General features: G+C 41.8%; 24 protein-coding genes. 18 read left to right on the top strand and 6 right to left on the bottom strand.

What is annotated here, in order from left to right; genetic code table 11:
* Positions 1–8: 8 nt before the first annotated feature.
* From FFR60_RS04230 to FFR60_RS04205, 6 genes are all read left to right on the top strand, one after another.
* Positions 9–1,598 carry an HAL/PAL/TAL family ammonia-lyase gene (locus FFR60_RS04230; protein WP_137663177.1) on the top strand — a complete coding sequence of 530 codons (1,590 nt, stop codon included), beginning with the start codon at positions 9–11 and terminating at the stop codon, positions 1,596–1,598.
* Positions 1,599–1,632: 34 nt separating this feature from the next.
* Entirely contained in the window at positions 1,633–2,562 is a 930-nt protein-coding gene (locus FFR60_RS04225; protein WP_137663176.1) for a nitronate monooxygenase, read from the top strand.
* A 212-nt stretch (positions 2,563–2,774) separates the two neighbouring features.
* Positions 2,775–3,884 carry a hypothetical protein gene (locus FFR60_RS04220; protein WP_137663175.1) on the top strand — a complete coding sequence of 370 codons (1,110 nt, stop codon included), beginning with the start codon at positions 2,775–2,777 and terminating at the stop codon, positions 3,882–3,884.
* A gap of 285 nt (positions 3,885–4,169) precedes the next feature.
* Complete coding sequence (locus tag FFR60_RS04215; protein ID WP_137663174.1) at positions 4,170–4,994, top strand: class I SAM-dependent methyltransferase; 825 nt, start codon at positions 4,170–4,172, stop codon at positions 4,992–4,994.
* Positions 4,995–5,053: 59 nt separating this feature from the next.
* Positions 5,054–5,746: an aspartate/glutamate racemase family protein gene (locus tag FFR60_RS04210; RefSeq protein ID WP_137663173.1), complete on the top strand. Its 693-nt coding sequence runs from the start codon at positions 5,054–5,056 to the stop codon at positions 5,744–5,746.
* Between the two features lie 14 nt (positions 5,747–5,760).
* Positions 5,761–6,990, top strand: a complete 1,230-nt coding sequence (locus tag FFR60_RS04205; RefSeq protein ID WP_137663172.1) for a glycosyltransferase — start codon at positions 5,761–5,763, stop codon at positions 6,988–6,990.
* 78 nt (positions 6,991–7,068) lie between these two features.
* On the opposite strand, the gene FFR60_RS04200 is transcribed toward FFR60_RS04205, so the two are convergent.
* Positions 7,069–7,635, bottom strand: coding sequence for a hypothetical protein (locus FFR60_RS04200; RefSeq protein ID WP_137663171.1), 567 nt, complete (start codon positions 7,633–7,635; stop codon positions 7,069–7,071).
* 138 nt (positions 7,636–7,773) lie between these two features.
* Complete coding sequence (locus tag FFR60_RS04195) at positions 7,774–8,469, bottom strand: SDR family NAD(P)-dependent oxidoreductase (protein WP_088934485.1); 696 nt, start codon at positions 8,467–8,469, stop codon at positions 7,774–7,776.
* 105 nt (positions 8,470–8,574) lie between these two features.
* Here FFR60_RS04195 and FFR60_RS04190 point away from each other — a divergent pair, with 105 nt between their 5' ends.
* Both FFR60_RS04190 and FFR60_RS04185 read left to right on the top strand, forming a co-directional pair.
* A complete protein-coding gene (locus FFR60_RS04190) occupies positions 8,575–9,018 on the top strand; it encodes a MerR family transcriptional regulator (protein ID WP_137663170.1) in 444 nt (147 codons plus the stop codon).
* A gap of 374 nt (positions 9,019–9,392) precedes the next feature.
* Entirely contained in the window at positions 9,393–10,547 is a 1,155-nt protein-coding gene (locus tag FFR60_RS04185) for a hypothetical protein (RefSeq protein ID WP_137663169.1), read from the top strand.
* Positions 10,548–10,610: 63 nt separating this feature from the next.
* Here FFR60_RS04185 and FFR60_RS04180 read toward each other — a convergent pair whose 3' ends face one another.
* Both FFR60_RS04180 and FFR60_RS04175 read right to left on the bottom strand, forming a co-directional pair.
* A complete protein-coding gene (locus tag FFR60_RS04180; protein WP_137663168.1) occupies positions 10,611–11,960 on the bottom strand; it encodes a PTS sugar transporter subunit IIC in 1,350 nt (449 codons plus the stop codon).
* Between the two features lie 151 nt (positions 11,961–12,111).
* Entirely contained in the window at positions 12,112–12,825 is a 714-nt protein-coding gene (locus FFR60_RS04175; protein WP_137663167.1) for a GntR family transcriptional regulator, read from the bottom strand.
* A gap of 240 nt (positions 12,826–13,065) precedes the next feature.
* Here FFR60_RS04175 and FFR60_RS04170 point away from each other — a divergent pair, with 240 nt between their 5' ends.
* Entirely contained in the window at positions 13,066–14,484 is a 1,419-nt protein-coding gene (locus FFR60_RS04170; RefSeq protein ID WP_137663166.1) for a glycoside hydrolase family 1 protein, read from the top strand.
* Positions 14,485–14,639: 155 nt separating this feature from the next.
* Positions 14,640–15,515, top strand: coding sequence for an ROK family protein (locus FFR60_RS04165; protein WP_088934487.1), 876 nt, complete (start codon positions 14,640–14,642; stop codon positions 15,513–15,515).
* 47 nt (positions 15,516–15,562) lie between these two features.
* Here the strand turns inward: FFR60_RS04165 and FFR60_RS04160 are convergent, their stop codons facing one another.
* On the bottom strand, positions 15,563–15,895 hold the full coding sequence (locus FFR60_RS04160) for a hypothetical protein (RefSeq protein WP_137663165.1): 333 nt from the start codon (positions 15,893–15,895) through the stop codon (positions 15,563–15,565).
* Between the two features lie 183 nt (positions 15,896–16,078).
* Between FFR60_RS04160 and FFR60_RS04155 the strand changes: the two genes are divergently transcribed.
* From FFR60_RS04155 to hxlA, 4 genes are all read left to right on the top strand, one after another.
* Positions 16,079–16,648: an isochorismatase family protein gene (locus FFR60_RS04155; RefSeq protein ID WP_137663164.1), complete on the top strand. Its 570-nt coding sequence runs from the start codon at positions 16,079–16,081 to the stop codon at positions 16,646–16,648.
* 98 nt (positions 16,649–16,746) lie between these two features.
* Positions 16,747–17,694 (top strand): class I mannose-6-phosphate isomerase, encoded by a 948-nt coding sequence (locus tag FFR60_RS04150; RefSeq protein ID WP_137663163.1) that lies wholly within the window; start codon positions 16,747–16,749, stop codon positions 17,692–17,694.
* A 1-nt stretch (position 17,695) separates the two neighbouring features.
* On the top strand, positions 17,696–18,259 hold the full coding sequence (gene hxlB / locus FFR60_RS04145; protein WP_137663162.1) for a 6-phospho-3-hexuloisomerase: 564 nt from the start codon (positions 17,696–17,698) through the stop codon (positions 18,257–18,259).
* A 15-nt stretch (positions 18,260–18,274) separates the two neighbouring features.
* Positions 18,275–18,901: a 3-hexulose-6-phosphate synthase gene (hxlA, locus tag FFR60_RS04140; RefSeq protein ID WP_137663161.1), complete on the top strand. Its 627-nt coding sequence runs from the start codon at positions 18,275–18,277 to the stop codon at positions 18,899–18,901.
* 32 nt (positions 18,902–18,933) lie between these two features.
* Here hxlA and FFR60_RS04135 read toward each other — a convergent pair whose 3' ends face one another.
* Positions 18,934–20,868, bottom strand: coding sequence for a BglG family transcription antiterminator (locus FFR60_RS04135; RefSeq protein WP_137663160.1), 1,935 nt, complete (start codon positions 20,866–20,868; stop codon positions 18,934–18,936).
* Positions 20,869–21,108: 240 nt separating this feature from the next.
* On the opposite strand from FFR60_RS04135, the gene FFR60_RS04130 reads away from it, so the two are divergent.
* The 4 genes from FFR60_RS04130 to mngB all read left to right on the top strand — a co-directional run bounded on the left by FFR60_RS04130 (position 21,109) and on the right by mngB (position 26,134).
* A complete protein-coding gene (locus FFR60_RS04130) occupies positions 21,109–21,570 on the top strand; it encodes a PTS sugar transporter subunit IIA (RefSeq protein ID WP_137663159.1) in 462 nt (153 codons plus the stop codon).
* The gene (locus FFR60_RS04125; protein WP_088934495.1) at positions 21,567–21,890 is read left to right on the top strand and encodes a PTS fructose transporter subunit IIB; all 324 of its coding nucleotides are present in this window, start codon (positions 21,567–21,569) and stop codon (positions 21,888–21,890) included. The genes FFR60_RS04130 and FFR60_RS04125 overlap by 4 nt, the downstream gene beginning before the upstream one ends.
* An 18-nt stretch (positions 21,891–21,908) precedes the next feature.
* A complete protein-coding gene (locus FFR60_RS04120) occupies positions 21,909–23,009 on the top strand; it encodes a PTS fructose transporter subunit IIC (protein ID WP_137663330.1) in 1,101 nt (366 codons plus the stop codon).
* A 449-nt stretch (positions 23,010–23,458) separates the two neighbouring features.
* Positions 23,459–26,134, top strand: a complete 2,676-nt coding sequence (mngB, locus tag FFR60_RS04115; RefSeq protein WP_137663158.1) for a mannosylglycerate hydrolase — start codon at positions 23,459–23,461, stop codon at positions 26,132–26,134.
* Positions 26,135–26,137 lie beyond the last annotated feature (3 nt).

Raw genomic sequence — 26,137 nt, 5'->3', positions numbered from 1 at the left:
GGGAAGAAATGAAATCAATTGTTTTAGATGGTTCAAGTCTATCATTAGAGGATGCCTGGTTAGTTGCGGAAGAAGCAATGAAAATATCAATTTCTGCTAAAGCGTTGAAACGAGTAGAGCGCTCTTACGAATTATTAATGGCTGGAGCAACTTCGGGGACGCCAGTTTATGGTTTAACAGTTGGTGTAGGTTTGAATAAGGATCAAAAATTATTTGATGCATCAGGAGAATTATCACCAGAAGTCATGAAAGCATCAGAAAACTTTAATCGTTCGATGCTTCGATCACATTCGGCAGGTGTGGGTGCGATGATGCCAGATCATTTAAGTCGTTTGTCCATGGTTATTCGGCTGAATACATTGCTTCAAGGCCAAGCGGCGGTTCAACCAGCGGTTGTTGCGTTGTATAAAGAATTTTTGAATCAAGGAATCACACCCTTGATTCCTAGTCGAGGCAGTATGGGAGAAGCTGATATCATGCTTGCTAGTCATGTTGGACTCGTGATGATGGGGGAATGGCAAGCCAATTATCAAGGTGAAACTATCACTGGGAAAGAGGCGCTACAAAAAGCTGGTTTAAAACAGTTAACACCAGTCGGTAAAGATGGTCTAGCAATTTTATCGACCAATAGCGTTTCAACAGCCTACGCGATAGCGGGAGCTCGCAAGGTTCGACAGACACTAGCTGTTAGTCCGCTAGTTTTTGGATTGAGTTTAGAGGGATTAAATGGAAACATCGCGCCGATCCTGCCACAACCAATCAAAGTCCGTCAGTTCCCGTTACTTAAAGAAACTGCAGAAACAATGCGAGAAGCTTTAGTTGGATCTTATTTATGGGAGTTTAACAAAAAGAGACCATTGCAAGATCCGCTATCATATCGAACAACAGTTTATACTTTATCAGAAGCACAGCGAGCATTAGTTGATTTGGATGAAATGCTAACCATTCAAATTAATAGCTCTGATGATAATCCTAGTGTGATTGATGATGCCGAAGGTGAGTATAAAGAATTTGATCAAGTTGCTCAATACTTCGTTGAGGGCGACACAATCTCCGGCGGAATTTTTCCATCAGCCAATTTTGAATCACTACCAGTTGCTCTAGCAGTTCAGAGACTTAGTTTAGCTTTGGGACATATCTCCCATAATATCATCCAAAGGTGTTTGCGCTTGGAGGAAGCGGAGTTTACAGGATTACCGCGTTTTCTAACAGTACCTGAAAATAAAGGTCACGGCTTTGGTTCTTTACATGTTCCTATTGTTGCATTGCATGGAGAAATTATGTCACTAGCCAATCCTATTTCTTTGAATGTTCAACCTGTTGCAGGAGGAGTAGAAGATACTGGCACGAATACTCTGCAAGCGGCTCAACGCTTATTGGAAATCAATGAAAGTATCAATTATTTATATGGTGTCGAATTGATGCATGCAAGTCAGGCAATTGATTTGAGAATGGAAGAATCTATTCTGCCTTTAGGAAAAGAGACAAAACCATTTTTTGAAGCTTATCGAGAAATAGTGAGCTTTGTTAAAGAGGATCGAATTTTTACGATCGATATAGAGGCGTCAAAATGTTTTTTAGAAAATTATCAGTATTAATCATTAAAAAATTAATTGCGAAGGGAAAGTTACAATGAAGAAAATTACAGAAATTCTAGGAATTCAATACCCAATTTTTCAAGGAGCAATGGCACAAGTTTCTAAATATCAATTAGCTGCTGCTGTATCAAATGCAGGGGGATTAGGGATCATCGCTGCTGGCGGTATGAGCGAGGAGCAGTTAAGAGAAGAAATTATTAACTGTAAAAAATTAACGGACAAGCCTTTCGCTGTAAACATTATGCTAATGGCACCAAATGTACCAGATATGGTTAAAGTGGTTATCGAAGAAGGTGTCAAGATTGTTACTACTGGAGCGGGGACTCCAAAGAATTATATGGAAGCTTTCAAAACTGCTGGTGTAAAAGTAATCCCGGTAATCCCAAGTGCTAAGCTTGCAAAAAAAATGGAAGCTTTGGGAGTAGACGCTGTTGTTGCTGAAGGCTCGGAAGCTGGCGGACATATTGGTGAGCTATCAACGATGGTCTTATTACCACAAGTAGTGGAAGCTGTAGCTATCCCAGTCATTGCTGCTGGCGGAATTGCCAGTGGCAAAGGAATGGCAGCGGCGTATGCATTAGGCGCTCAAGGAGTACAAATGGGAACCGCATTCATGTTAGCAGAAGAATGCCCGATTCCGAAAAATGTAAAGGAGTTTATTGCTAACGCCGAAGAAATGGATACAGCAGTAACTGGTCGAAACGGCGGTGCTCCCGTTAGAAGTTTAAAAAATAAAATGATTAATCAATATGTTCAATGGGAAAAGGAAAACATGCCAAGAGAACAGTTGGAAGAATTAACGATGGGCTCTGCCAGAAAAGCCGCCGCAGGAGATATTGAAAATGGTTCAGTTATGGCTGGACAGGTATCTGGTCTTATCAATCAAATCAAGCCAGCAAAACAAATCATTGAAAATATTTTGACCGATACTGAGAAAACAATAAAAGAGTTGTATTTAATTTAAGGAGTTGAATACAGTACAGTTTTTCTATTTAAGAAGAGCCGAAAGAAAAAAATATTTTCTTTCGGCTCTTTGCTATTTTGATAGAATGTTAAGTTTCATTGTTAACTAAAAAAAATTTTGCATATTAGTGTTTGTATAAATTTACCTGTACCTATATGATGGATAAAAGAATCTTTATTAAAAATGCTTGTTCCATTATGGAGGAGAAAACAATGAAAAAGGTTAGAGTGGTTATAGTTATTGCATTAGCCCTGGTACTTTTTGCTGGATGTAAAAAACAGACACAAAAGGATTTTACAGCGGAGTTAGCGAAGCAAAATGAAATGAATGCTGGAAAGTACTCACTCGTGATTGATAAAATGACTTATTCAAATGATGATGCAGATGCTCGGACTCGCGCTTCGATGGATATGGCGTCAAAAATGGTTACCGGCACAAAAATTTCCGGTGATTATCTAAAAGATACTAAGAAGAAACTAGTTGCGATGGATATGACTGTTGCTGTTTTAGGTCAGCAGATTCCAGTAGAATTAGTCAGCAATCAAAAAGATCATTCTATATACGTGAATGCCAATCTAGCGACAGAAATAAACGAAATCCTAAAAGTTTTTAGTTCTGATATTTCAATTGAAGCTAAAGATTTGGAACAGTTAAAAGGGAAGTATATCCTTGCAACAGAAGCGGATTTGAAAAAGATAATTTCAAGCAAGACAGACACCGCTGTTACTGGTAATAAGGTCAATTCAAAACTCTTCAGCGAATATATTGATACGTTAGAACCTGATTCGTTTGAGAAGAAAGAAGATACCATCAAGCGCACATTTACTAAGAAGGATATTCAAGGATTCATTAAATATGCTAAAGAAAATGGAAATAAAGACGAGAAAAAGTCGGTTAAGAGCTTAGAGAAAAATTTTGATCAGTTGAGTAAATACGAACAAACAATAACCTTGAACACAAAAAAACATACGCAAAAAACAACGATGAAGGTTGCTGCGAAAAAAGATGATACTACCGTTTCTGTTGATTTAACCATGGATAACGAAGCAAAAGAATCGGATAAAGAAGTTCAATTACCCAAAAAAGCCAATACTGTATCTATGGAAAAACTAGAAGAAGTTGTTGGTTCTGCTCAAAAGGAAGAATCTCTTATTTCAGAAGAAGACTTCAATGATTTGTTGGAGGTCATCAGAAGAGGTGGCGGACAATTTTCTCAAACAGAAATCGATCAAATTAAACGCACCTACAAACCATATTTAACAGATGAACAATACAAGCAGCTTGAAGAAGCATTGGATCAGGCTGGTCAGATTACTGCTTAATTCAAAGGATCGATCATTTCGGATGATTGATCCTTTTTTGATTCCATTACGGATTATGCTAAAATATTACTGACGACAATCACATTGAAAAGACAAGGAGCGATTTCGGTCCGGCGCACTACTCATTACGCAACTGAAGTAATTTAGTGAAACGTGGAAAAGGATTCTGACAGCAAATAAACTGAAAAATTTTCGCAAGAAAAGACAGTTTATTTGGTGTGCAGAAATTTTTCGCGTTTTTTTGTTGCCTGTTGGATTGTCGTCAGTCAGAAAGAGGAATGAAGAATGATCAATAAAATTAAAATGGACGTACCAATTTTTAGCCAAAGCCAAGATTCGATTTGGTTAGATGCGCATTTAGCACCGAATATGTTAGCGGCTCATTTGGATACTGAGTTTGACGGTGCGACTAGAAATGCTGAATACATCAATCAATCTATGAAATGGCTGATCGAGACATGCCCGGTACAAGATTTTCCGAAGCTGTTGGATCTGGGCTGCGGACCGGGAATTTATGCTGAAAAATTCGTTGAAGCAGGGTACCAAGTAAAAGGAATTGATTTCTCTGCGTTGAGTATTGATTACGCAAAAAAAGCTGCACAAGAAAAAAATCTTTCGATTGATTATCAATGTGGGGATTATCTGCAAGCGGATCTAGGGAAGGAACAGTATGACATCATCGTTTTGATTTACTGTGATCTCGGTGTCTTTTCAACTGAAGATCGGAAAAGGGTGTTCCAAAAAGTTTATCGCGCGCTGAAAAAGGGTGGACGATTCATTTTTGATGTATTCACACCGCAGAAGTATGCGGATTTTAAAGCTGAGAATACTTGGCAGTTGGAAGAAAATAATTTCTGGACGCAGAAAGCGTGTCTGCATTTAGCGGCGCAGAAAAAATATCCAGAAACGAATACCTATTTGGATCAGCATTATTTGATTTATCCCGACGCTATCAAGGAGTTTTTTATTTGGGAGACGGTCTTTACTCCGAAAGAATTATTAACAGAATTGAAGACGTGTGGTTTTGCAGGCGGCGAAGTATTTGGAGACATTCGCGGCACCCAATATACAGATGATTCAGAAACGCTTTGTCTAGTCGTAGAAAAATAGAATCCCGCAGCTTTTTCTTGCTATAATGGAGAGATAATTAAGCAAGAAGAGGTGGAAGGATGAAAACGATTGGATTACTAGGCGGGATGAGTTGGGAAAGTACGGTGACTTATTACACGCGAATCAATGAGCTGGTGAATGAAAAATTAGGTGGTCTACACTCAGCGAAGATCAAATTGGCGAGTGTTGATTTTGAAGAGATCGAGCAATGCCAGGTGAACAATGAATGGGAAAAAAGCGGGGGAATCTTAGGAAAAGATGCCCAAGGGTTGGAACAGGCTGGGGCTGATTTTTTATTAATCTGCACCAACACGATGCACAAAGTTGCGCCGCAAATCGCTGAGTATGTATCGATTCCGATTCTGCACATTGCTGATGCAACGATCGCTGAGTTGCAGGCTAAGAAAATCAAAAAAGTCGCACTCCTTGGAACGAAATATACGATGACACAAAATTTTTATAAACAGAAGATCATTGAGAGCGGAATCGATGTGTGGATTCCAAATGATGCGGATATCGAAACGGTGAATCAGATTATTTTTGCTGAATTGTGTCACGGCAAGATTTTGGCTGAGTCAAAGGAAGCATTTATTGAGGTAATCAATCAAGCGATTGATGCAGGTGCGGAAGGAGTCATATTGGGCTGCACGGAGATTGGCTTGTTGATCCAGCAGGAAGACGTAGCTATTCCAGTGTTTGATACGACCGAAATTCATTCGCAAAAGGCCGTCGAATTAGCTTTGGCAGATTAAGCGGGGAACTTTTGATGAAGACCATTCTTTTTGCGCCAGCAACTTTCAATTTAGCCGAGACGACTCGTATGATCGAGATCGCAAAAGTTTTGCGTCACGACTATCATTGTGTTTTTTGCGGCTTTTCTGAGACCTATCTTAAATTGATCAAAGAAGAAAAGTTTGAAGTGACTTTACTGAATCCGATACTGACATCAGCACAAGAGGCGGCGATCATAAAATTTGATCAGGGAAAAAGTTTGAAAAATCCTTTTACCACTGGGTTAGTGACAGAACGCGTTGCGAGTGAACTGGCGTTGATTGAGAAGCTGGCTCCTCGTGTCATCGTGACTGGCAGCAATGTGACGATCTTTCTATCTGCCCGCATCGCACGCATTCCTTTAGTCTATGTCAAACCCGTTGCGATGTCGCGACCGCATTTCAATAATGAAGCGGCTTGCATCCTTCCGAGTCAATTGGACCAGCCTTATCTTCCGGCAAAAACACTTTGGAAGGTATTTCTTAAAGCGTCGAAACGCCTCACTTGGAAAACAAAGGCCTTCAAAAGTGTTGCGCAAAGCTATCAATTAGCACTGCCAAAATACACATTAGATATGTTAGATGGGGACTTGAATTTGATTACTACCCATCCGGCATTTACCAAGGACTTGGTGTTTCCAGATAATTACCAATCCGTTGGACCGATTTTCGCTCATCTGCCTTATCAGATCCCAGCTGAAGTCCTGCAGGTGGTCAAATACGCACGGCAAAGAAAAAAAGCAGTGGTCTATCTCGCTCTGGGAAGCACCGGCAATCTTCAAGTGATCGAGCGATTGCTGGCCTATTTTGCAAAAACTGATTTTGAAGTGATTGCCCCGATTAAAAACTATTTGCCAGAGAATTTTATCGCGGGCAATATTCATGTATTTGATTGGCTGCCGGCTTTAGCAGTTTCTGAGCTGGTGGATTTTTCCGTGATTCATGGTGGGGAGGGAACGGTGCAGACTGCCTGTTCCTCGGGGAAACCATTTATCGGAATCGGTTTGCAGTATGAACAAGAAGTCAATGTCGCCTATTGCGTGAAGTTCGGCAATGCTGTGGCTTTAGGTCCCAAGAGGATAACTCCTCAGACATTGGAGGAAGCGATCAGAAAAATTGGTTCAACGGAAATCCGTAAGAAGGCGCAGGAGATGCACGATTTAATGAAGGAAGTTAACGGAGCGGAAAAGGCGGCAGAAGCGATCCAACGGCAGTATCTTGAATAGTTTTAAGTGTAGACAGGTGTTTTCATTAAAAGTAAAAAGCCCTCCAGCTTGATAGTCAAAAGCTGGAGGGCTTCTATTTTAGTGACTGCGCTTACGCATGAAAAGACCAGCGATCAGTCCAATGCCGCCGCAAGCTAAGAGTGTGACGATCGTGATAAAGCTCATTTCGATCGAGTTGTAGATACTCCCTTGATTAGCGATTGTATTAGTAACGAGTACTGCTGGAATTGCTAGAAGGGAAGCTATCCCTAAACATGATCCCATGTTCCAATGCAAAATCTTACGAATGCCGATATTGATCCAGAAATAAGCGATCCAAGTCAACGCGATCGGTAAACCAATTGGCACCAGCCAATAAATCGGCGCATCTAAGTAGTAATTATTCACCGTTCGTTCAAGCACCATGAAATAGGGGATGATCAAAGCGGTAAAGACCGAGACTGAATGAATTACGCGATAGTTTTTGCTGAATAGCAACGCATCCAACAACATCCCACCAAAAATCAAACTGCTTCCCACAATCCGAAACCAAGTAAATTGTTGGTCCATCGCTAAATTAGTAACAGCTGTTATTGCAAACGCTAAAAAAAATAAAATCCAAAAGAACTTTCTGCCAACATTAACCTTTTTATCTGAATGCTTCATTTGTTTTCTCCTTTTTGCCCTTTTCCAAAGTATAGCAGTCCACCCATCTGCTAAGCATCAGACTTACGACTCATTTTTGGCTACAACCAAAAAAACTCTATCAGATTTCGAAGTCTGATAGAGGCCTTTTTATTAAGACTATTTTAACTCACCGTAGATTTCTAAAAATTCTCCTTGATGTGTGCTGCCGTCTAACAGAATTGCAGTGATTTTTTCAGCAACATCGTCTGGTGTATGGAAGCCTTCTGCGGTGATGTTTCCATTTAAATCAGTTGTCGTTGGTCCGGGATGAATGCTGAAGGTTTCCAAATTTTTGTTTTCCTTTTCGAAATCAATGGCTAAAGCCTGCATCATGACATTTTGTGCAGCTTTGGTTGATTTGTAAGCAAAAGGATTCCAGAAAGGATTTGGATCTGTTGGGATTGTGATGTTGACGATCCTTCCGTGGTTTTCTTCTAGTATGGGCAGCAAACCTTGAGTCAATTGAAAAGTTCCGAAGAAATTGACTTGCATAGTAGCTTGCAGGTCTTCAACACTTTCAGTCAGGCTTGAACCATGTCCGCCGGGGATACCTGCGTTGTTGATTAATAGATCGATGTCCGAAAAATCTGATTGGACAGCTTTTACTGCCTGTTCGATTGTTTCTGGCGCGCTAAGATCGATTAATACATAATCGACAATTTCCACGTCTGCTTCTTTAAGTTGAGCGACTGCGGCTTCTGCCCGATCCTTGTTACGTGCACCGATAATCACATGCCAACCTTGTTTTCCAAGGGACTTGGCGATAGCGAATCCGATCCCTTTATTTGCGCCAGTGATTAGTGCTGTTTTCATAATGATTCCTCCATTTGACTATTTTTTCTTATTGAACTATTGTTAGCATAAACCCTAAACCATAGTTTAGGTCAAATGCTTTGTTTATCTCTAGGAGGTACGAATATGACTAAAACTTATACAATCAAAGAAGTTGCTGAAAAATTTGATTTGACGATTTCGACGATTCGCTTTTATGATAAAAAAGGCCTGCTGCCATTTGTAGCCAAGAACGAATCTGGTTATCGCGAATTCACTGAGTCAGATTTAAATATGATCCACACCGTGTGCTGTTTGAAAAATACTGGGATGCCGATCCACGATATTCGTCAATACATCGAATACTGCATGGATGGTTCTAAGACGATCCCGCAGAGAAAAGCGTTATTGCAGTCTCACAAAGAAGAGGTCCTGCGTCGACAGGCGCAATTGATGGAGAATTTAAAGGAGCTCGACATCAAAATCGATCGGTATAACTCACCGATCGCTAAAGAATTGATCGATGCACAAGTCGCCTATGTAAAAAAAGAAAAAGCCGAATTGCAATTGGCAAATGGCTTCCGGGTGTAAAAGCAGGGCCATCATTTTAATACAATGAATCGATAAAATTAAAGCTTCGCAACAAGCACTCATTAAAATCAATAATGAGTGCTTTCTTTTCTTTAGATTATCGGGTGATTTTAAATCAAAAAAAGTATTTATGTTATTAATGTTAAAAATTCAGCTATCGTTTTTATGGAACAAATGCAAAGTAACGTGCATAATCATAATTAATGAAAACGCTTTTAGTAATTAGCATTAATTCAATATTTTAGATTGGATATTTAACAAAAAAATTACAACCGAGTTCTGTAGAAATTGGTGTACATGGAAAGGAGGCCGTTGTCTTTCACACGATTAATCAGGTTGGTATGATCTATATAAAAACTTAGGAGGAACTGTAGATGAAAAAGCTTTTATCGGGTATGTTTGCTGCCGCAGCGTTATTGCTTGGCGGCGCACTATTTATCAATGCTGAAGATGTTGATGCTGCGACTTTGCTGAGGGTCTATAATCCAAATTCGGGGGAGCATCACTACACGGCGAATACGAACGAGCGCAATCATTTAGTAAAAGTCGGTTGGCGTAATGAAGGAACTGCTTGGGAAACACCTGCTAAAGGTGCGGCCGTTTATCGCTTATATAACCCAAACAACGGCGGCGACCATCACTATACTGTTAACGCAAACGAAAAAAATCATTTAGTGAAAGTGGGCTGGCGCTACGAAGGAATCTCTTGGCAGTCAGGAGGAAGTGTTCCTGTTTATCGTTTATATAATCCTAATGCAAAAACCGGAACCCACCATTACACGCTGCATGAGTATGAAAAAAATAATTTAGTAAGAGTCGGCTGGCGCTATGAGGGGATCGGATTCTATTCGACGAAAGCTTCAACGGGCGGCGGCGGAAGTTCGAGTTCGGGCGTCACACCAAAGAAAGTCGATGTTAACATCACAGGACTTGGCGGTGTCGAGCAAGGCGTTTCTGGCTCGTATCGTTTGTTGTATTCAAACAAACCTTTTGATCAAGCAAGTCTAGGCGGAAATGCAACGGTTGATTTTTCAGCTGATGTGGCTATGTCGGGAAATAAGAGCGATTATGAGATGCAGTTCGTTATCGCGGGAAATGGCAAGGCCTGCGGACAAGTTGGGGTAGGGCTGCACTACCAGGCGGGATCAGACGCCAATTTTGCCCAAGGAAGAATTAACACGACGAACATCAATTTTCCGTCAAATTCCGGTGTTTATGGTCAGCAGTATTATTCTGTAAATACAAATGCACCGCGCATCGCTAATGGACAATCTGTAAAACTTCGAGTGAAGTATTTTTCATCGGGCTACATGCAAACGTTTGTTAACAACAGTCTGGTGGGACAATATAAAACAAGCTTGATTCCAGGAAGCAATGCCTACATCTTGCATTTCAATACGAATACACCTATCAAAGTTCGAAATTTAAAAGTCTTAAAAAATGGTGCCGATGTAACGACGAAAGGAAAACCTTCCTTCTCAAGTAATTCTTACGATACATCAAATGGTGCAGTTTCAGGGGCGTACTAAGAATTATTCAAATAAAAAAGGCAGGCAAATCTGAACTTGTGTCAGTTTTGCTTGCCTTTTGTTTTAGTTTACAGTATCAGTGGCTGCTTCATTTTGAGCCATCTTAGCTGTCACATGTTCATCGATCCGCAGGAATGGCAGATAGATAAACACGCTTACTGCGATGATGATGATTTGCAGGACTGCGGCACGCCAATCACCGCCAGTTGCCAAGAATCCTGAGATGACTGGTGGAGTGGTCCATGGTATTTGAACAACGACATGATTGATTAATCCTGCGGCAGTCGCAAAATAGGCTGTCACCAAAGAGAAGATTGGAGCCAAGACGAAAGGAATAATCAAGCTTAGGTTAAATACAATCGGCAGACCAAAGATGATCGGCTCGCTAATATTGAATAGAGCGGGAGTAACAGACAGTTTGGCGAAGTCCTTGTAATCTTTACGACGACTGAAAACAAAGATTGCGATCAATAAAGCAATCGTATTCCCGGAACCGCCCATTACAGCAAACGTATCTTTAAAAGCCATATTAATGATATGAGGAATTTGTTCATGGTTGGCATATGCCGCCATATTTTCCTGCATGTTTTGCAACAAAAATGGATCAAGTAATGAACCAGAAATAACTGCTTGGTGAATCCCGAAGCCAAAGAATAGATTCGCGATCGAAGTAATCAAGACGAAACCAGGTAAACCAGTAGTTATATGACTCAACGGACCTGTGATTGCCTTAGTGATTAAACCATTTACGTCCATATTGAAAAGCTGATTCACGGCAAAGGAAAGAATTGCAAATAATGTGACAGTAATCATGATCGGGATTAATACATTAAATGATTTCAATACTGCTGGTGGGATATTTCCCGATAATTTAATTTGTAGTTTTTCATTAGTAGACAGTTTGATAAAAAGTTCAGTAGCTAAGAGACCCACGAAAATACCGACAAACATACCGGAAGCACCCGTGTGTGATCCTGGAATAACACCAGTAACTTCGATCGCATTTTTTGCATTTTCCGGTGTGAACATTGTTTTCATTGGCGTCAATACTATGAAAGTTGAGATCGAAACTAAAACCGCCGCAATATGATTTGTATAATTTCTACTGACACACATATGATAAGAGACTGCAGCGACAACTAGCAATGTAGTGATGCTCAAGGTTCCGTTAGCGATTGACATGCCAATTTCTTGGATCTTCATCAAGGTTGAAGGATTTACGATTTTCCCCATAAATCCAGTTGGTTCTAAGATAACGTAGTTGATTAGAGTAACGAAGCCGGCCAACATCATAAAGGGCATGAATGTGGCAAATGCGTCTCGTAATGTCCGCATATGAATCTGATTTCCTAGCTTTGTTGCGATAATACCAAAGCGTTCAAAGAGCTGTTCCTTTTTATTGTTTTTCTCCACGATAGTTTCTCCTTATATTTTTATTCTTTGTAAGCACTTACCTTGATTACATAATAAAACGGATCTTGGAAAAAGTAAATACTTTTGTTTAAAAATATATATTTTTATTTAGAGAGCAAGAAAAAAAGAGCTGGATTACTCAGCTCTTAAATCAATTCTCGACAAAGACAGCTTCAAAAACAAAGTCTTGGTACAGATGTCGCGTGATGGAATATTCAAAAGGCGTACCGTTTGTCAAAGAAACACTCTTTTCTATCTCAATCATAAAATCACCAACATCAATTCCTAAGATTTTAGCATCGAACTCTGTTGCCAGTACACCTTTCATCCAAACATGAGAGGCATTGATCTCTAAGTGCAGATCATCGCGAATATAGGAGTAAACTGATTTTTTAAGATGCTTTGGCTCCAATCCTGGAATGATGGAAAGCGGCATAAAAGTTTGTTCCAATGAATATGGCTGCTGATCAACAAAACGGCTGCGGATGATATTATAGATGTATTCCTTTTCATCCAACTGTAGTTTTTCGGCTACCTTTCTTGAAGGCAGTTCAATTGAGAAAGTATGGATCTCTGAATCGACATGATCTTCGCCAACCACGCTCATCAAGCCTTCACTAGGACCAAACACTTTCGAATTATCGATTGGTTTGCGTAAAACTTCTGTACCAAACCCGCTTCGACTATGAAGAACACCCTCAGAAACTAACATGTCCAAACCCTTTTTAACAGTTAATTTACTGGTGCTATACTGTTTAGCCAGCTCAGGTCCTGTCGGCAGCTTTTCTCCGATAGCATAAGTACCATCCTCAACCTTTCTCTTTACATCTAAATAAACTTCCATGTATTTGGCATTTTTCCTCATTGTGACCTCCTTGAACAAGTGTTTAAAGATATAAATAATTATATACTTTTACCCTGTTTTAGCAATGCTTTTATAGATAAAAGAATAAAACAATTTTAAAAGTATATATTTTTAAAATAAAATCTATTCCATTTTTGAGAAAGCGATGTTATGATGAGATGGCATTCAAGAAAACCTTATATATGGTTTGAAGATTGAATTATTTTTACTAGAAAATTCTTTTAACACGAGGAGGATATAATGAATAAACAGCAATTAACATTTCCAAAGGATTTTTGGTGGGGCTCTGCGTGGTCGGCTGAGCAGTCAGAAGGACGTGGTGAAACAGGAAAAGCAGAAACAGTTTGGGAGCGTTGGTACAGAGAACAACCTTATCGATTTTATCAAGGTATTAGTTCAGAAACGACGACCGATCATATTCATCGTTATAAAGAAGATGTGCAGTTGATGAAACAAACAGGTCATAATTCTTTCCGGGTCTCGATCTCTTGGGCGCGAATGTTTCCAGCCGATGGAGTAGGTGAGGTGAATCCAAAAGCGATCGAATTTTATCGTGATCTATTTACCGAGATGAACAATAACGACATTAAGGTATTTGCAAATTTGTATCATTTTGATATGCCGGTAGCTCTACAGGATAAGGGCGGCTGGGAGTCGCGGGAAGTTGTTGATGCTTATGTGAACTTTGCGGATACCTGTTTCAAAGAGTTTGGTGACTTGGTATATCATTGGTTTACTTTTAATGAACCGTTAGGCCCAATTTTGGGTTCGTATTTAGAAGATTTCCACTATCCTAATATAATCGATTTTAAGCGTGGCGCACAGGCAACTCATTTTACGATCTTGGCACATGCAAAGGCAATCGCCGCTCACAAGGAACGTAAGCTGGACAGTAAAATCGGCGTCATCTTGAACTTGAGCCCAACATTCCCACGAAGCCAAAACCCTGCAGATGTGAAGGCGGCAGAAATTGCTGATTTATTTTATGTTCGCAGCTTTTTAGATCCGATGGTCAAAGGCGAATATCCAGAAAAATTGGTGGCACTTTTACGGGATCATGACCAGTTGCCAGTAGATTATACGCAAGAGGATTTAGCTTGTATCAACGAAAACACGGCTCAAATTCTAGGGTTGAATTACTACGAACCACGACGTGTAAAAGCCCGCTTAACGGCTATTAATCCAGAGGGACCATTTTTACCGGAGTGGTTTTTCGAAAATCATGTGATGCCGGGACGTCGAATGAATGAGTATCGCGGTTGGGAAATCTATGAAAAGGGTATCCATGATTTATGCATGGATATTAAAGAAAACTATGGAAATATTGAAGCCTTCATCTCTGAAAATGGGATGGGTGTAGCGAACGAAGAACGCTTCATGGATGAAACGGGACAAGTAATCGATGATTATCGTATCGAGTATATTCAAGATCATTTAGCTTATCTTTGGAAAGCAATCAACGATGGCTGCAATATCAAAGGTTACCATCTATGGACCTTTATCGATTGCTGGTCATGGATCAATGCTTATAAGAATCGCTATGGTTTGATTTCACTTGATCTGCCTACACAAAAACGTACGATTAAGAAAAGCGGCGAATTCTATAGAGAGCTTAGCGATCAAAACGGTTTTGAGTATGACGTGGATCGGTTAGTATGAGTTTTTCATGAATAATAATGATCAGGACAAAAAATCAATCGTTTATGATTGGTTTTTTTGTTGGAATTTGTTTTTTTGGGTAAGAAGGATATTGTAACGAGGGACGATCTTCTTTAAAATTTGATCTAGTAAGTACTAACTAGGAGGATCAATCAATGAATCAAAAAATCTTAGCGATCGATATCGGCGGAACGGCGATCAAAAGCGGATTATGGGAAAATGAAGCGTTAATCGAGCTGCCCAGTTTTGAGACACCAAAAACTTGGGATGAAATGAAAGCGTATTTAAAAATGTTGGTAGAGAAGCATCAAATCACCGACGGAGTGGCGATCAGTGCACCGGGAGCGGTGGATGCTGAAGAGGGCGTGATCTATGGCGTGAGTGCTGTGCCTTATCTTCATCGTTTTCCGATCAAACAAGAATTGGCAGAATTTCTAGGTGTGCCGGTTTCTTTTCAAAATGATGCGAATTGCGCGGCGTTAGCAGAGCTTTGGCAAGGAAATGCCAAAGGCTTAGAGTCTGCGGCGCTGATGATTATCGGAACAGGGATCGGCGGCGGGATCGCGATCAATGGAAAATTACGTCCGGGATCAAATTTATTTGGCGGCGAGTTTGGTTATCAGATCATGAATAATGACACGTTGGAAACACTCAGCGATCTTGGCAGCCCGGTTGCTATGTCGGAACGTTTTTCAAAAATTAAGGCAGATGGCCGCGAATATACCAGCAAAGAGATTTTCGACTTAGCTGAAGCAGGCGATGAACTGGCACAGGAGCAGATCGATCAGCTCTATCAGGCGTTAAGTATCGGCATCTATAATATTTTAATTTCATTGGACCCGGACCGGGTATTGATCGGCGGCGGAATTTCGACGCGGGAAGATTTATTGCTGAACATAGAAGAACGGGTGCAGAAATTATTGCTCAAAAAAGGGGCGAAGGAATTGAAGGCTTCAATCATGCCATGCAAATTCTTGAACCAGGCCAATCTGATCGGTGCAGTGTCTCAATTTTTAACTGAACAAGCATAAAGTAAAACCACTTTCCAAAAAGGAGAGTGGTTTTTTAGCGGGAATAATCAATTGAGGTAGTCTTTTCTGAGAAAGGCGAAGGGCGGTTTACTTATCTTGCCGTATTCATCAGCGGTTAGACAATCGACCTGAACATCGGGATAAGCATTCAGTTCTTCGATGTAATCTTTCAGCATGGGAACTAGGATCAGCCGATCGATTTTGACCTTGTGCATTAATTCTCTGGCTTCTGTCAAAGTTGCGGGACGCCAATCAGGGCTTGGATGCATCTTTGAGATGTTCTCAACCAAATCCGAAGTTCCGTAATCCTTTGCGACAGACCCCCAGTCATCATCGTCTTCTGATTTATATCGATGCACGACGAGCAATGCTTTTTTCATAAGAAATTCCTCCTTTGTAGGAAACTGCTGAGTTTACACCTATTGTACCTAGTTCCAACTAGCTTCACAAATATTAAATGAAACGCTTTACTTCTTAAATTAGCTGGTTTGGCTGGATTTTCAGCAAAAATTGGCGTAGATTACGAAGGAAACTTTTTGAAATTTAGAAGGCGAGTGTTTTATATGGAGAATTTGGATTTAGCGAGAACGGCTTTGGTCGTCATCGATTTGCAAAAAGGAATTATGGAATCTGGCGATTTGCAGCCCTATACTGCTTCAGAAGTTGTAGAAAAAAATAATCAATTGGCGCAAACTATGAAAAATACAGCCGGTTTGATCACGTTAGTCAATGTCGATCCAACGACGATGCGATTTTTGAATCGAAATGGCAGCGACAGAGGCTATGGAAATTTACTAGCTGAATTTTTAGAATATGTGATGCCGATCGTTCAAGATGGAGAAGCCGAAAATGTCATCAAGGTAACGAAGCATAATCACGGAGCTTTCTTTGGAACGGATTTAGATCTGCAATTGCGCCGACGCGGTATCGATACGGTCATTTTGACAGGTGTAGCAACATCCAACGGCGTTTATGCGACAGCTTTAGAGGCTTATCAACACGGATACAAGGTTATCGTTGTTGAAGATGCCTGTGCCGATCGTGATGGCGAGCTGCATCACGTCTTCTTTGACAAATTATTTGTTAAGCTGGGCCAAGTTGCCGTCACAAAAGAAATTTTGGAAAAGATGTAAAAAACTGAGCGAGCCATTCGCTCTTTTTTTGTGTGGTTAATTTTATGTAAGCCCTTTATAATTTGGAGTGAAGGAAGAATAGGAAGGGCGGGTTTTCAATGGAAAAACAGCTACTAAAGATTTTGCCATTTTTTGAAGCGCGAATTTGGGGCGGCAAACGAATGCTGGAAACGTTCAATTATCAGACAGATATTTATCCGATCGGAGAGGTTTACAATGTCGTTGCGTTACCCGGGGCAGCCGATTGTCCTGTAGCAGGGACAGATCTGACGCTCTCGCAGCTTTATACTGCATATCCGGATTGGTTTGACTGCGATACAGAGGAACTGCCGATACGAGTGAATTTGTTGGACCCTTTGGCGGATTTATCGGTTCAGCTTCATCCTGATGATGACTATGCTCTAAAGCATGACAACTCGCGGGGAAAACCGGAAGCATGGGTGATTTTGGATGCTCCTGCTGATGGCAAGATTGAATTTGGCCACCATGCGAAAAATAAAGCAGAGTTCGCAGAATGGGCGCAGGCAGGTGATTGGGGCAAGTTGTTAAAATATTTGCCGGCCAAGAAGGATCACTTCATTGATATTCCTGCTGGGACCTTGCATGCTATCAATCGCGATGTGCTGACCTATAATATTTCTCGCAATGCGGATCTGACCTATCGTTTGTATGATTATGGAAGAATTGATCCGGCGACAGGTGAAGAAAGAGAATTGCATATCGACAAGGTGTTGGAAAATGTTTTGGTTCCAGACACATCAAAAGGGTTTGTTTGGGCTGAACCGTATCAAACGGCTGGCTGTGAAATTACCGATTATTGGGACGAGCCGGGATTATATAGTTTAAGCCGCATCAAAACGAAGACGCAGGGCAGTTATCAGCTGGAGCGTTTTGCCTTTATCACGGTGGTAGAGGGTAAAGGTACGGTAAATGATGTCGCGGTCTCAAAGGGTGAGACGCTATTCGTGCCTGCGGGAATCAGTCAATTAGCATTTTCAGGAACGTTGGACATGTTCGTTGCGAGCTATAAAAATGAGGAGGAGTAAGATGGAAACCAAAGAGGTGGCCTACACGGCAGCGATGGAGCTGGCTGCCGCGCTAAGGAGCATCGATCAAAAGCAGATTGACCAGCTAGCGATTAGTATCAAACAGGCACGGCGGATTTTTGTCTCAGGTGCCGGCCGTTCGTTATTGATGCTGAAGGGGTTGGCGATGCGCTTGATGCATCTGGGCTATGAAGTTTACGTTGTCGGAGAGGTAACAACACCGGCTTTTTTGCCAGAGGATCTATTGATACTAGCCAGTGCTTCAGGCGAGACGTCGTCATTGATCAATACAGCGAACAAAGCGAGTGAAATTGGCGGAAAGATTATCAGTATGACTGTTTTTCCAGATTCGACTTTAGCAAAATTATCAAGCGGCGTGATCAGGATTCCAGCCTATACCGACAAGCTTCCTGAAAGCGAAGAAAATCAAAAGGGCATTTTACCAGGTGGCAGTATGTTTGAAGAAGCGGTCCTGTTATTAGCGGACTCCTTGATCGTTGAATTGGCGCTTGAGCAAAAAATACCAACTGATCGGGCATTTGAAAAGCACGCGAACCTAGAATAGACGAGGAGGAACAGCATGAAGCTGCAATTAGCGATTGATGAATTCAACTTGAAGGAAGCTCTTGAGGTGCTGGAGCGAGTACATTCGTATGTGGATATCATCGAAGTCGGCACCCCATTTTTGATTGATGCCGGTCGAGAAGCGGTACGACAAATAAAAGAAAACTATCCAGAAGTTGAAGTATTATGTGATGCGAAAATCATGGATGCGGGTGAATATGAGGCGCAGTTAGCCTATGATGCTGGAGCTGATTATGTGACTGTCTTAGGAATCACCGATGATTTGACCATTAAGGGATGTGTGGAGCAGGCGCGAAAGCAAGGACGGCAGGTGATGGTGGATCTAATTTGTGTGCCGGATTTTGCGAGGCGTGTTCCCGTATTAGAAAGTTTAGACGTGGACGTGATCGCGGTTCATACAGGGGTGGATCAGCAGCATGCCGGACGAACGCCGCTGGAGGATTTGCAGGAATTGAAGCAGTATGCGAAAAAGGCGCAGATCGCTGTCGCAGGCGGGATCAACAGTGAAACCGTTGGAGAGTATGTTGCATTAGATCCGGATATCGTGATCGTTGGCAGCGGAATCTTGAATGCGGCTGATCCAGTGGAAGCAGCCAAGACCATCAAAGCAGCATTGAAATAGATAAAAGGAGCTGGGATTTTTTCCAGCTCCTTTTATAATTGTTTGATGTGTTTTAAAAAGCTTTGGTAATCGTTTTGCTGCAGGATCGCCTGCTGGATATCTTCTCGCTCCATCAATTCCAGCAGCAGGCTGTAGATTTCACCGGTATCTTCATAGTCTTCTTTGCTGATGGCAAACAGAAAGACGAATTTTACCAGATCGCCGTTGCCCCAGTCCACGCCATTGGGAATGATCGCGACAGATACCGCGGATTGCTCGGCTAATAGCGACATCGGATGGGCAATCGCCAGCCATTCGTTGATATTGGTTTGGTTGATGGCCTCGCGTTTCATAATGCTGTCGTGGAAGCCTTCTGGCACAAAGCCTTTTTGGTATAGTTGCTGAGTCATTTTTTTCAACAGCTGATCTTTATCGTCCACATCGGTGTGTAAATAAAGCTCTTCGCGGAACAAGGAATAAATCTCATCATTCGCCTCATTAAAATTTTCTATGAAGTGTTCGATTTTAACGATTTCTTTATCTAATTTTGCCATATTGATATAGATATGAGGGATACTCAATTGCTCCAGCGGTACCGTCGTGATCACAAAATCAACCGTTGACAGATTGTGCTGCTGCAGCTCTACATAAGAAAGGCGATCGACTACTTCGATGGTTTCTTGATAGTATTTATTGATCTTGGCTTCGATGATGCGGCTCATGGCACGGCCGGTCCCGCAAACCAAAATCACGCGATATTTCCGGTGATCGTTGATGGAATTTCTTTCCATCGCACCAGCGATATGAAGGGCGATATATCCGACCTCATCCTGCGAAAAATACAATCCGTGCTTTTTGCCTAATATTTCTAAATGAGTCAAACACAGGTCGTAAGCCTGCGGAAAGGATTTCTTGATCGTCGCCAGTGAGGGATTGCTGCGGCGCGCTTCCATCAAATTCATATTGATAAAGCCTTCGATATGGGAAGTCAGGTCTTCAACCAGCATCTTGTCTTCGATCCAGTCAAAATTCGAGGTTCGTTTGATGGCCTGCAATAGTTCATCAACGATCGCGGCGGCCGTTTCACTAGATGTATTGCTGGCCGCTTCTGTCTCAACTAAGCGCGGAGCATTCAATGCTAGATAGTAGGTAAAATATTCTTTTTCCCCATTGGTTAACTGAATATCAAAGGCTTGGTCCAGCGCGGCTAAAAAATGGCAAAGTATTTTTTGAGCATGCGGTTTTAACACCGGCACACGCAAAGGAAACTCCGTCATTTCATGACCAGCCAAGAAGCGGCTGATCGCTAACGCGAAATGAGAAAGAATATTTTTATGGTAATAGTCCGAATCCAGCAATTCCAAAGGAGCGAGATGCTTCAGCTCTAATTCCTGTAAAAGATCCAGGTCGATATTATCAAATAGCGCCAGTTCCATCTCGGTGAAGCCGACTAAATATTCCTGTAAATCCTTTTCGATCAACAGATCACTGATCGCCTGCCGCTTCGCAAACTCATTTCCTAAAATCTCAAAACCAATATTCGGCCGATTGACGATTTTTAATTGATAGGTCATTAAGTTGTCGCGGGCCGTTTTTAAATAGGAGTAAAAGGTATTTTTACTAATGAACAGCTGATCCAAAAAATCGTCCAATGATAAAGGGGTTTCATTCTTAAATAGAAGAAAGAGTAAATATGCCTGTCGTTCTTCACTAGTGGTCAAAAAAGAATCCGCAGAAGACATGCTTTCAGTCCACCAATTATTGAACTGTTCTTTAGAAAGAACCTTCAGTAAATACCCTTGACCTCGAACCAGCGTGATCGCAGCCCCAACATTGCTTAATAAATCGTTCAGATTCGCAATATCTGTCCGCACCGTTCGCTCGGAAATAGAAAAGCTCTTGGCTAATTCCTTCATCGGCAGCGGGGTGGTTTGTTTAGCTAGTAATTCTAATAGGTCATCTAATCGTTGGTAAGCAAGCTTTGACACGTGGTTCACCTCCTGTTCTTAACCCAATCATACAATATAGAAGAAAAGATTGAAATCTTTCAGCCGTACTGCATTTTTCCAAAAAAGTTGGAAGTGCTTTTGGAAAACGCTTTACTAATGATTGCCAAATTAGTTGGCAATTGGAAGTGTTTACATAAAAGCTCAAACCTCGTAAATTAAACGTGTAAAGCAAAACGTTACATGATTCAAAAATAAACAAATGAGAAAGGGGCTTCCGATATGGATTTTAAAGAATCAAATATCCTGTTAGATGTGGCGGTCGCTTCGAAAGAAGAATTATTTGAAGTCATTGCAGATTATGCGTATGAATCAGGTTACGTTGCGAATGCGGCTGAGACCTGCAAGGCTTTTAACGAACGAGAAGCAGAATATTCTACCGGACTGCAGGATGGCTTTGCGATCCCGCATGCAAAGGCGGACACGGTCTTGGCGCCGACTGTTTTATTCATTCGTTTGGCCCACGAAGTCGAATGGGAAACCTTTGATGACTCGGCGGTTAAAAATATTTTTGCCTTGATGGTTCCAAAAGAAGACGAAGGCACCGTCCATCTGGAAATGCTGAGTCGTTTGGCGACGGCTTTATTGGAAGATGAATTTATTCAGCAGATTCAAGAATCAGAGGATAAAACCCAATTAGTAGAATTGATCAAAAAGGTAATGATAGGAGAGAAAATCATATGAAAATCGTAGGAATTTCCGCATGTCCGGCAGGCTTGGCCCATACACCGATGGCTGCTAAGGCTTTGGAAAAAGCTGGTGTGAAATTAGGGTATGATGTCAAAATCGAACAACAAGGTTCATTAGGGCAAGTCAATGAGATCACCGCAGCAGAAGCAAAAGAGGCCGATTTTTTACTGTTGGCAACGGATCAAAAGGTCGTTGGTTTGGAACGCTTTGAAGGAAAACCGCAGCTTCGCGTGAATATCAATACCTGCATCAAAGCACCAGAAGCTGTTTTGAAGAAATGTATCGCCGCTGTTGAGCAAAGACAGGCAAATTAAAGAAAAGGGGCAAGAATGATGAAGAAAGTTCTAGCAGATGTAAAAGGCCACTTAATGAGTGGAATCAGTTTTGTACTGCCGTTGATTATTGGTGCTTCGTTGGTTGTCGCGATTCCGAAAATGATCGCGCTGGGCATGGGGTTAACGAGTTTAGATCCATATGCAGAAGCAGAGGGCTTCAAGCATGCACTTTATTTGATTGAACAGGTTGGTTGGACCGGGATTGGTTTGATCAACACCGTATTAGCTGGATTTATTGCTTATTCGATTGGTGACAAAGCTGCTTTAGGTGCCGGCTTTATCGGCGGAGCAGTCGCAACAAGTACGAACGCAGGATTCCTTGGCGCTGTAATCGCCGGTTTCTTAGCAGGTTACTTAGTAAAATGGTCAAAAGAAAAAATCAAATTACCAGAATCATTCTCAGGTGTTATGCCGTTAGTCATCCTGCCGCTGATCGCGACTCTATCGGTGGCAATCGTGATGGGGGCACTGTTATCCGAACCGCTGGCGTGGATTAATACCAGTCTCGTTGATTGGATTCGCAACATGATCGAAAACGATGTGAACAAGATCTTATTGGCGATGATTATGGGTGCCATGATCGGTTCTGACTTAGGCGGACCAGTCAATAAAGCCGCTTGGATGGCAGGCAATGTTTTATTAGCAGAAGGCGTGTATCTACCAGCAATTATCGTAAACGTAGCAATTTGTGCGGTACCGTTTGGCTATGCCTTAGCAACTGTGTTCCATAAAAAACGCTTCAATAAAGAATTATTGGATGCCGGACGTAACAACTTTATCATGGGCTTTATCGGGATCACTGAAGGCGCGATTCCATTTACATTGGTGAATCCGCTGCGTTTAGTTCCGGTCAACATGATCGGCGGGGCGATCGCATCAGGCTTGGGAATTGCACTTGGTATGTACGCGAAAATGCCGCCGGTTGGTGGAATCTACGGCTTCTTCACAGTTGGTAACGGCTGGGCTTACTTGATCGGATTGTTCGTCGGAGCAGCCTTCATCGGATTCGTAGCACCATTATTCGTCAACTTCAATAAACAGGAAGAACAAACTGAAGAAATTGAACTCGACGATATCGATATCAGCTTTGAAAATTAGTAAGAAAAGTATAGCGAACTCGCTAAACTAGACAAAATAAAAATTAATAGGCACTGACGGTGAAAATCGTTGAGTGTACTATAGCGAAACCATGTTCTTTACAAGTTAAATAATTATTATTACGGGTGTTTTGATGTCCGGCTTCACGAACTAGCTTTATCGACAATAAGCGAAAATTTTGTTAAGACTGAGAAACGCCAAGTAGGTATCAATCAACATCAGCTCCTAAAGATCGCTGTGTTTCTTGACAACTTATCAAAATTTTAGTCTTATTGCTCAGCTAACTCCAATGTAGGAAATCATTTTTCAAAAATCGCGAAAAATGCTTCTGACTGTTGTTACGCATACCATTCCACTAATCACGCTAAAGCGTGAAGTAGAACTGGTAAAAGCTGAACGAGTTCGTGAAGCCTTTCTTATTATTTTAATCAAACGAGAGGGATTTTTGCATGAAAAAAACAGTACACGTAGTACCTCACAGTCATTGGGATCGCGAGTGGTATTTTACTACCAGCCGCTCAAAAATTTATTTGATGCACGACTTGAAAAAAGTTTTAGAACAGTTGGAAAAAGAGAATCCCTATGAGAGCTTTATTTTAGATGGACAGGCTTCTTTGCTGGATGACTATTTGAAATGGCGTCCGCAGGATAAAGGGCGGATCGAAAAGCTGGTCCAACAAGGCAAGCTGATCATTGGTCCATGGTACACCCAAACGGATCAGCTGGTGATTTCTGGTGAAAGCATTGTCCGTAATATGCTGTACGGTATGAAAATCTGTGAAGATTTCGGCGATTATATGAATGTCGGCTACGTGCCGGATTCCTTTGGCCAAGCCGCCAGTATGCCGCAAATTTACCGCGAGTTTGGTATCAGCGACACGATGTTCTGGCGCGGGGTGAGTGATGATGATGTGGCCCACACAGAATACAAATGGCGGGGCGAAGATGGATCAGTAGTCAATGTCTATCAAATTCCCAGCGGGTATTACATCGGCGGTGCGATTCCAGAACGGGAAGCTGATTTGGCAGAATTCCTGCATCAAGAACCATTTAAAACAACTTGGGGCCGCAGTTCAACCGATCAAGTTTATTTTCCGAATGGCTTTGACCAAGCGCCGGTAAGAGAGAACTTGCCGGAACTTGTCGATCAAATGAATGAGCTTTATCAAGACGAATACGAGCTGCAATTTTCAACGATTGAAAAGTATATCGCCGCAGTCAAAGAACGCCAGCCAGAATTGGAGGAAATCGCTGGAGAGCTGATCAACGGTAAATTGATGCGTATCCACAAAACGATCTTTTCTTCCCGGCCGGACTTAAAAGCGCTGAATACAAAAATTCAGCATTATCTAGTAAACGTGATGGAGCCTGTATTGACGATGGCGATGCAGCTCGGCTTTGAGTATCCAGTCGAAACGGTCAAAGAAATTTGGAAGCTGATGTTTGAGACTGCGGCGCATGATTCGATCGGTTCTTGCGTATCTGATACTACCAACGAAGATGTCTATATGCGTTACAAGCAGGCGCGGGATATTTCTATGAACCTAGTAGAGCTGACTCTGCGCCAAATCTCAACGGCGATCAATAATCCGCAGGCACAAGAAATCACCTTCACACTTTTCAATACCTATGACACGATTCGCGATGGTGTGGTCGAAGCGGAGGTTTACTTGCCGCAGCAGAATTTCGCAATTCTTGATCAAGCGGGGAATTCTCTGCCTTACACGATTTTAGAACTGATCGACCAAACCGAATATGTCTTAAATCAAGGCAATGTGCTGAATCAGGTCAAGGAGATCTATTTGCCGGAGAAGGTCTATAAAGCTAAAATCGCCTTTGAAACAACAGAAGTGCCAAGCATGGGCTATACGCAATTAACGATTGATCTCAAGGGTGACAGCAGCGCGCCGATCCAAGAGCTTTCAAGTGATACGATTGAAAATGAGCATTATCGAATTACCATTAACAAAAATGGTTCTTTAGATATTTTAGACAAAGCCAATGAGGTTCTTTATCAGAATCAGGGGATCATTGAAGAAAATGGCGATGATGGAGATTCCTTCAACTATTCGCCGCCAATGAAGGATTGGGTGATTTCTTCTAGCGAGGCTGAACCTCAAGTCACGATCAAGCAGTCAGCGATCTATCAATCGGTACGCGTAGAATTTTTACTAACGGTACCAAAGGATCTAACTGAGCGGGCTGAGCAAAAAGCCTCTGCGAAATTACCGATCACACTTGAATTAGCCTTGAAGAAAGGATCACCGTTGTTAGATTTCAAGCTGACCGTTGAGAATCAAAACGTGGACAGTCATCGTGTTTGTGTGCTGTTTGATACTGGGATCGCTTCGAAGTTCTCGATTGCCGACCAGCAATTCGGTACCTTGCAACGTCCGGTTGTTTTTGAAAAGGAAATGGCTCTTTGGGAAGCTAATAAAGACCAATGGAACGAACAGCCGATCGCGATTGAAACGTGTCAAAGCTTTGCTGGATTATTCGATGACGGTCGGGGAGTCGCTGTGATGCCGAAGGGCGTGCGGGAATATGAAATTATTGGCGAGCAATTCGATACGATCCGTTTAACGATCTTCCGGACCTATGGCTTCATGGGCAAAGAAAATCTGATGTATCGTCCCGGTCGTGCTTCCGGTGAAACGGTGATCGCGACTCCGGATGCGCAGTGCCATAAAACCATGAGCTTTGAATTTTCGGTAGCCTATTTTGCGGAAGGCTTTGATCAAGCCAATGTCGCCCAATTAGCGAAGCAAGCTGTTACACCGATCGAAGTCTATCAATACGCGGAATTCCTGAATTCCCGCCTGATTTTCACTTTGGGGGATGTGGAACAAACACTGCCGGCAAGCTTTAGTCTTTTGAGCATCACAGGCAATTTGACCTTGAGTGTTTTGAAAAAGGCCGAGGACCGCCCGGGGTATATCCTGCGTCTGTATAATGGACTGTTGGAAGAAGAGGGTCGAGCAGCGATCAGCTTCAAGCACCCAATCAAAACGGCAGAAAAAGTTGACCTGAAAGAAAAAACGAAGGAACCGCTGTCAATAAATAATGATACAATAGAGCTTGAGAACATCGGGCACGCAAAATTCGTGACCTTGTATGTTGAATAAATC

The organism is Enterococcus hulanensis (assembly GCF_005405485.1).
GTDB classification, from domain to species: domain Bacteria; phylum Bacillota; class Bacilli; order Lactobacillales; family Enterococcaceae; genus Enterococcus_A; species Enterococcus_A hulanensis.
The sequence above is the reverse complement of the archived record's forward strand: the minus strand, read 5'-3'. Positions and strand labels throughout refer to the sequence as shown.

Coding starts and splice junctions, on each gene's coding strand:
- FFR60_RS04230 (WP_137663177.1), top strand. CDS start 9: ATGAAATCAATTGTTTTAGATGGTTCAAGTCTATCATTAGAGGATGCC.
- FFR60_RS04225 (WP_137663176.1), top strand. CDS start 1,633: ATGAAGAAAATTACAGAAATTCTAGGAATTCAATACCCAATTTTTCAA.
- FFR60_RS04220 (WP_137663175.1), top strand. CDS start 2,775: ATGAAAAAGGTTAGAGTGGTTATAGTTATTGCATTAGCCCTGGTACTT.
- FFR60_RS04215 (WP_137663174.1), top strand. CDS start 4,170: ATGATCAATAAAATTAAAATGGACGTACCAATTTTTAGCCAAAGCCAA.
- FFR60_RS04210 (WP_137663173.1), top strand. CDS start 5,054: ATGAAAACGATTGGATTACTAGGCGGGATGAGTTGGGAAAGTACGGTG.
- FFR60_RS04205 (WP_137663172.1), top strand. CDS start 5,761: ATGAAGACCATTCTTTTTGCGCCAGCAACTTTCAATTTAGCCGAGACG.
- FFR60_RS04200 (WP_137663171.1), bottom strand. CDS start 7,635: ATGAAGCATTCAGATAAAAAGGTTAATGTTGGCAGAAAGTTCTTTTGG.
- FFR60_RS04195 (WP_088934485.1), bottom strand. CDS start 8,469: ATGAAAACAGCACTAATCACTGGCGCAAATAAAGGGATCGGATTCGCT.
- FFR60_RS04190 (WP_137663170.1), top strand. CDS start 8,575: ATGACTAAAACTTATACAATCAAAGAAGTTGCTGAAAAATTTGATTTG.
- FFR60_RS04185 (WP_137663169.1), top strand. CDS start 9,393: ATGAAAAAGCTTTTATCGGGTATGTTTGCTGCCGCAGCGTTATTGCTT.
- FFR60_RS04175 (WP_137663167.1), bottom strand. CDS start 12,825: ATGAGGAAAAATGCCAAATACATGGAAGTTTATTTAGATGTAAAGAGA.
- FFR60_RS04170 (WP_137663166.1), top strand. CDS start 13,066: ATGAATAAACAGCAATTAACATTTCCAAAGGATTTTTGGTGGGGCTCT.
- FFR60_RS04165 (WP_088934487.1), top strand. CDS start 14,640: ATGAATCAAAAAATCTTAGCGATCGATATCGGCGGAACGGCGATCAAA.
- FFR60_RS04160 (WP_137663165.1), bottom strand. CDS start 15,895: ATGAAAAAAGCATTGCTCGTCGTGCATCGATATAAATCAGAAGACGAT.
- FFR60_RS04155 (WP_137663164.1), top strand. CDS start 16,079: ATGGAGAATTTGGATTTAGCGAGAACGGCTTTGGTCGTCATCGATTTG.
- FFR60_RS04150 (WP_137663163.1), top strand. CDS start 16,747: ATGGAAAAACAGCTACTAAAGATTTTGCCATTTTTTGAAGCGCGAATT.
- hxlB (WP_137663162.1), top strand. CDS start 17,696: ATGGAAACCAAAGAGGTGGCCTACACGGCAGCGATGGAGCTGGCTGCC.
- hxlA (WP_137663161.1), top strand. CDS start 18,275: ATGAAGCTGCAATTAGCGATTGATGAATTCAACTTGAAGGAAGCTCTT.
- FFR60_RS04130 (WP_137663159.1), top strand. CDS start 21,109: ATGGATTTTAAAGAATCAAATATCCTGTTAGATGTGGCGGTCGCTTCG.
- FFR60_RS04125 (WP_088934495.1), top strand. CDS start 21,567: ATGAAAATCGTAGGAATTTCCGCATGTCCGGCAGGCTTGGCCCATACA.
- FFR60_RS04120 (WP_137663330.1), top strand. CDS start 21,909: ATGAAGAAAGTTCTAGCAGATGTAAAAGGCCACTTAATGAGTGGAATC.
- mngB (WP_137663158.1), top strand. CDS start 23,459: ATGAAAAAAACAGTACACGTAGTACCTCACAGTCATTGGGATCGCGAG.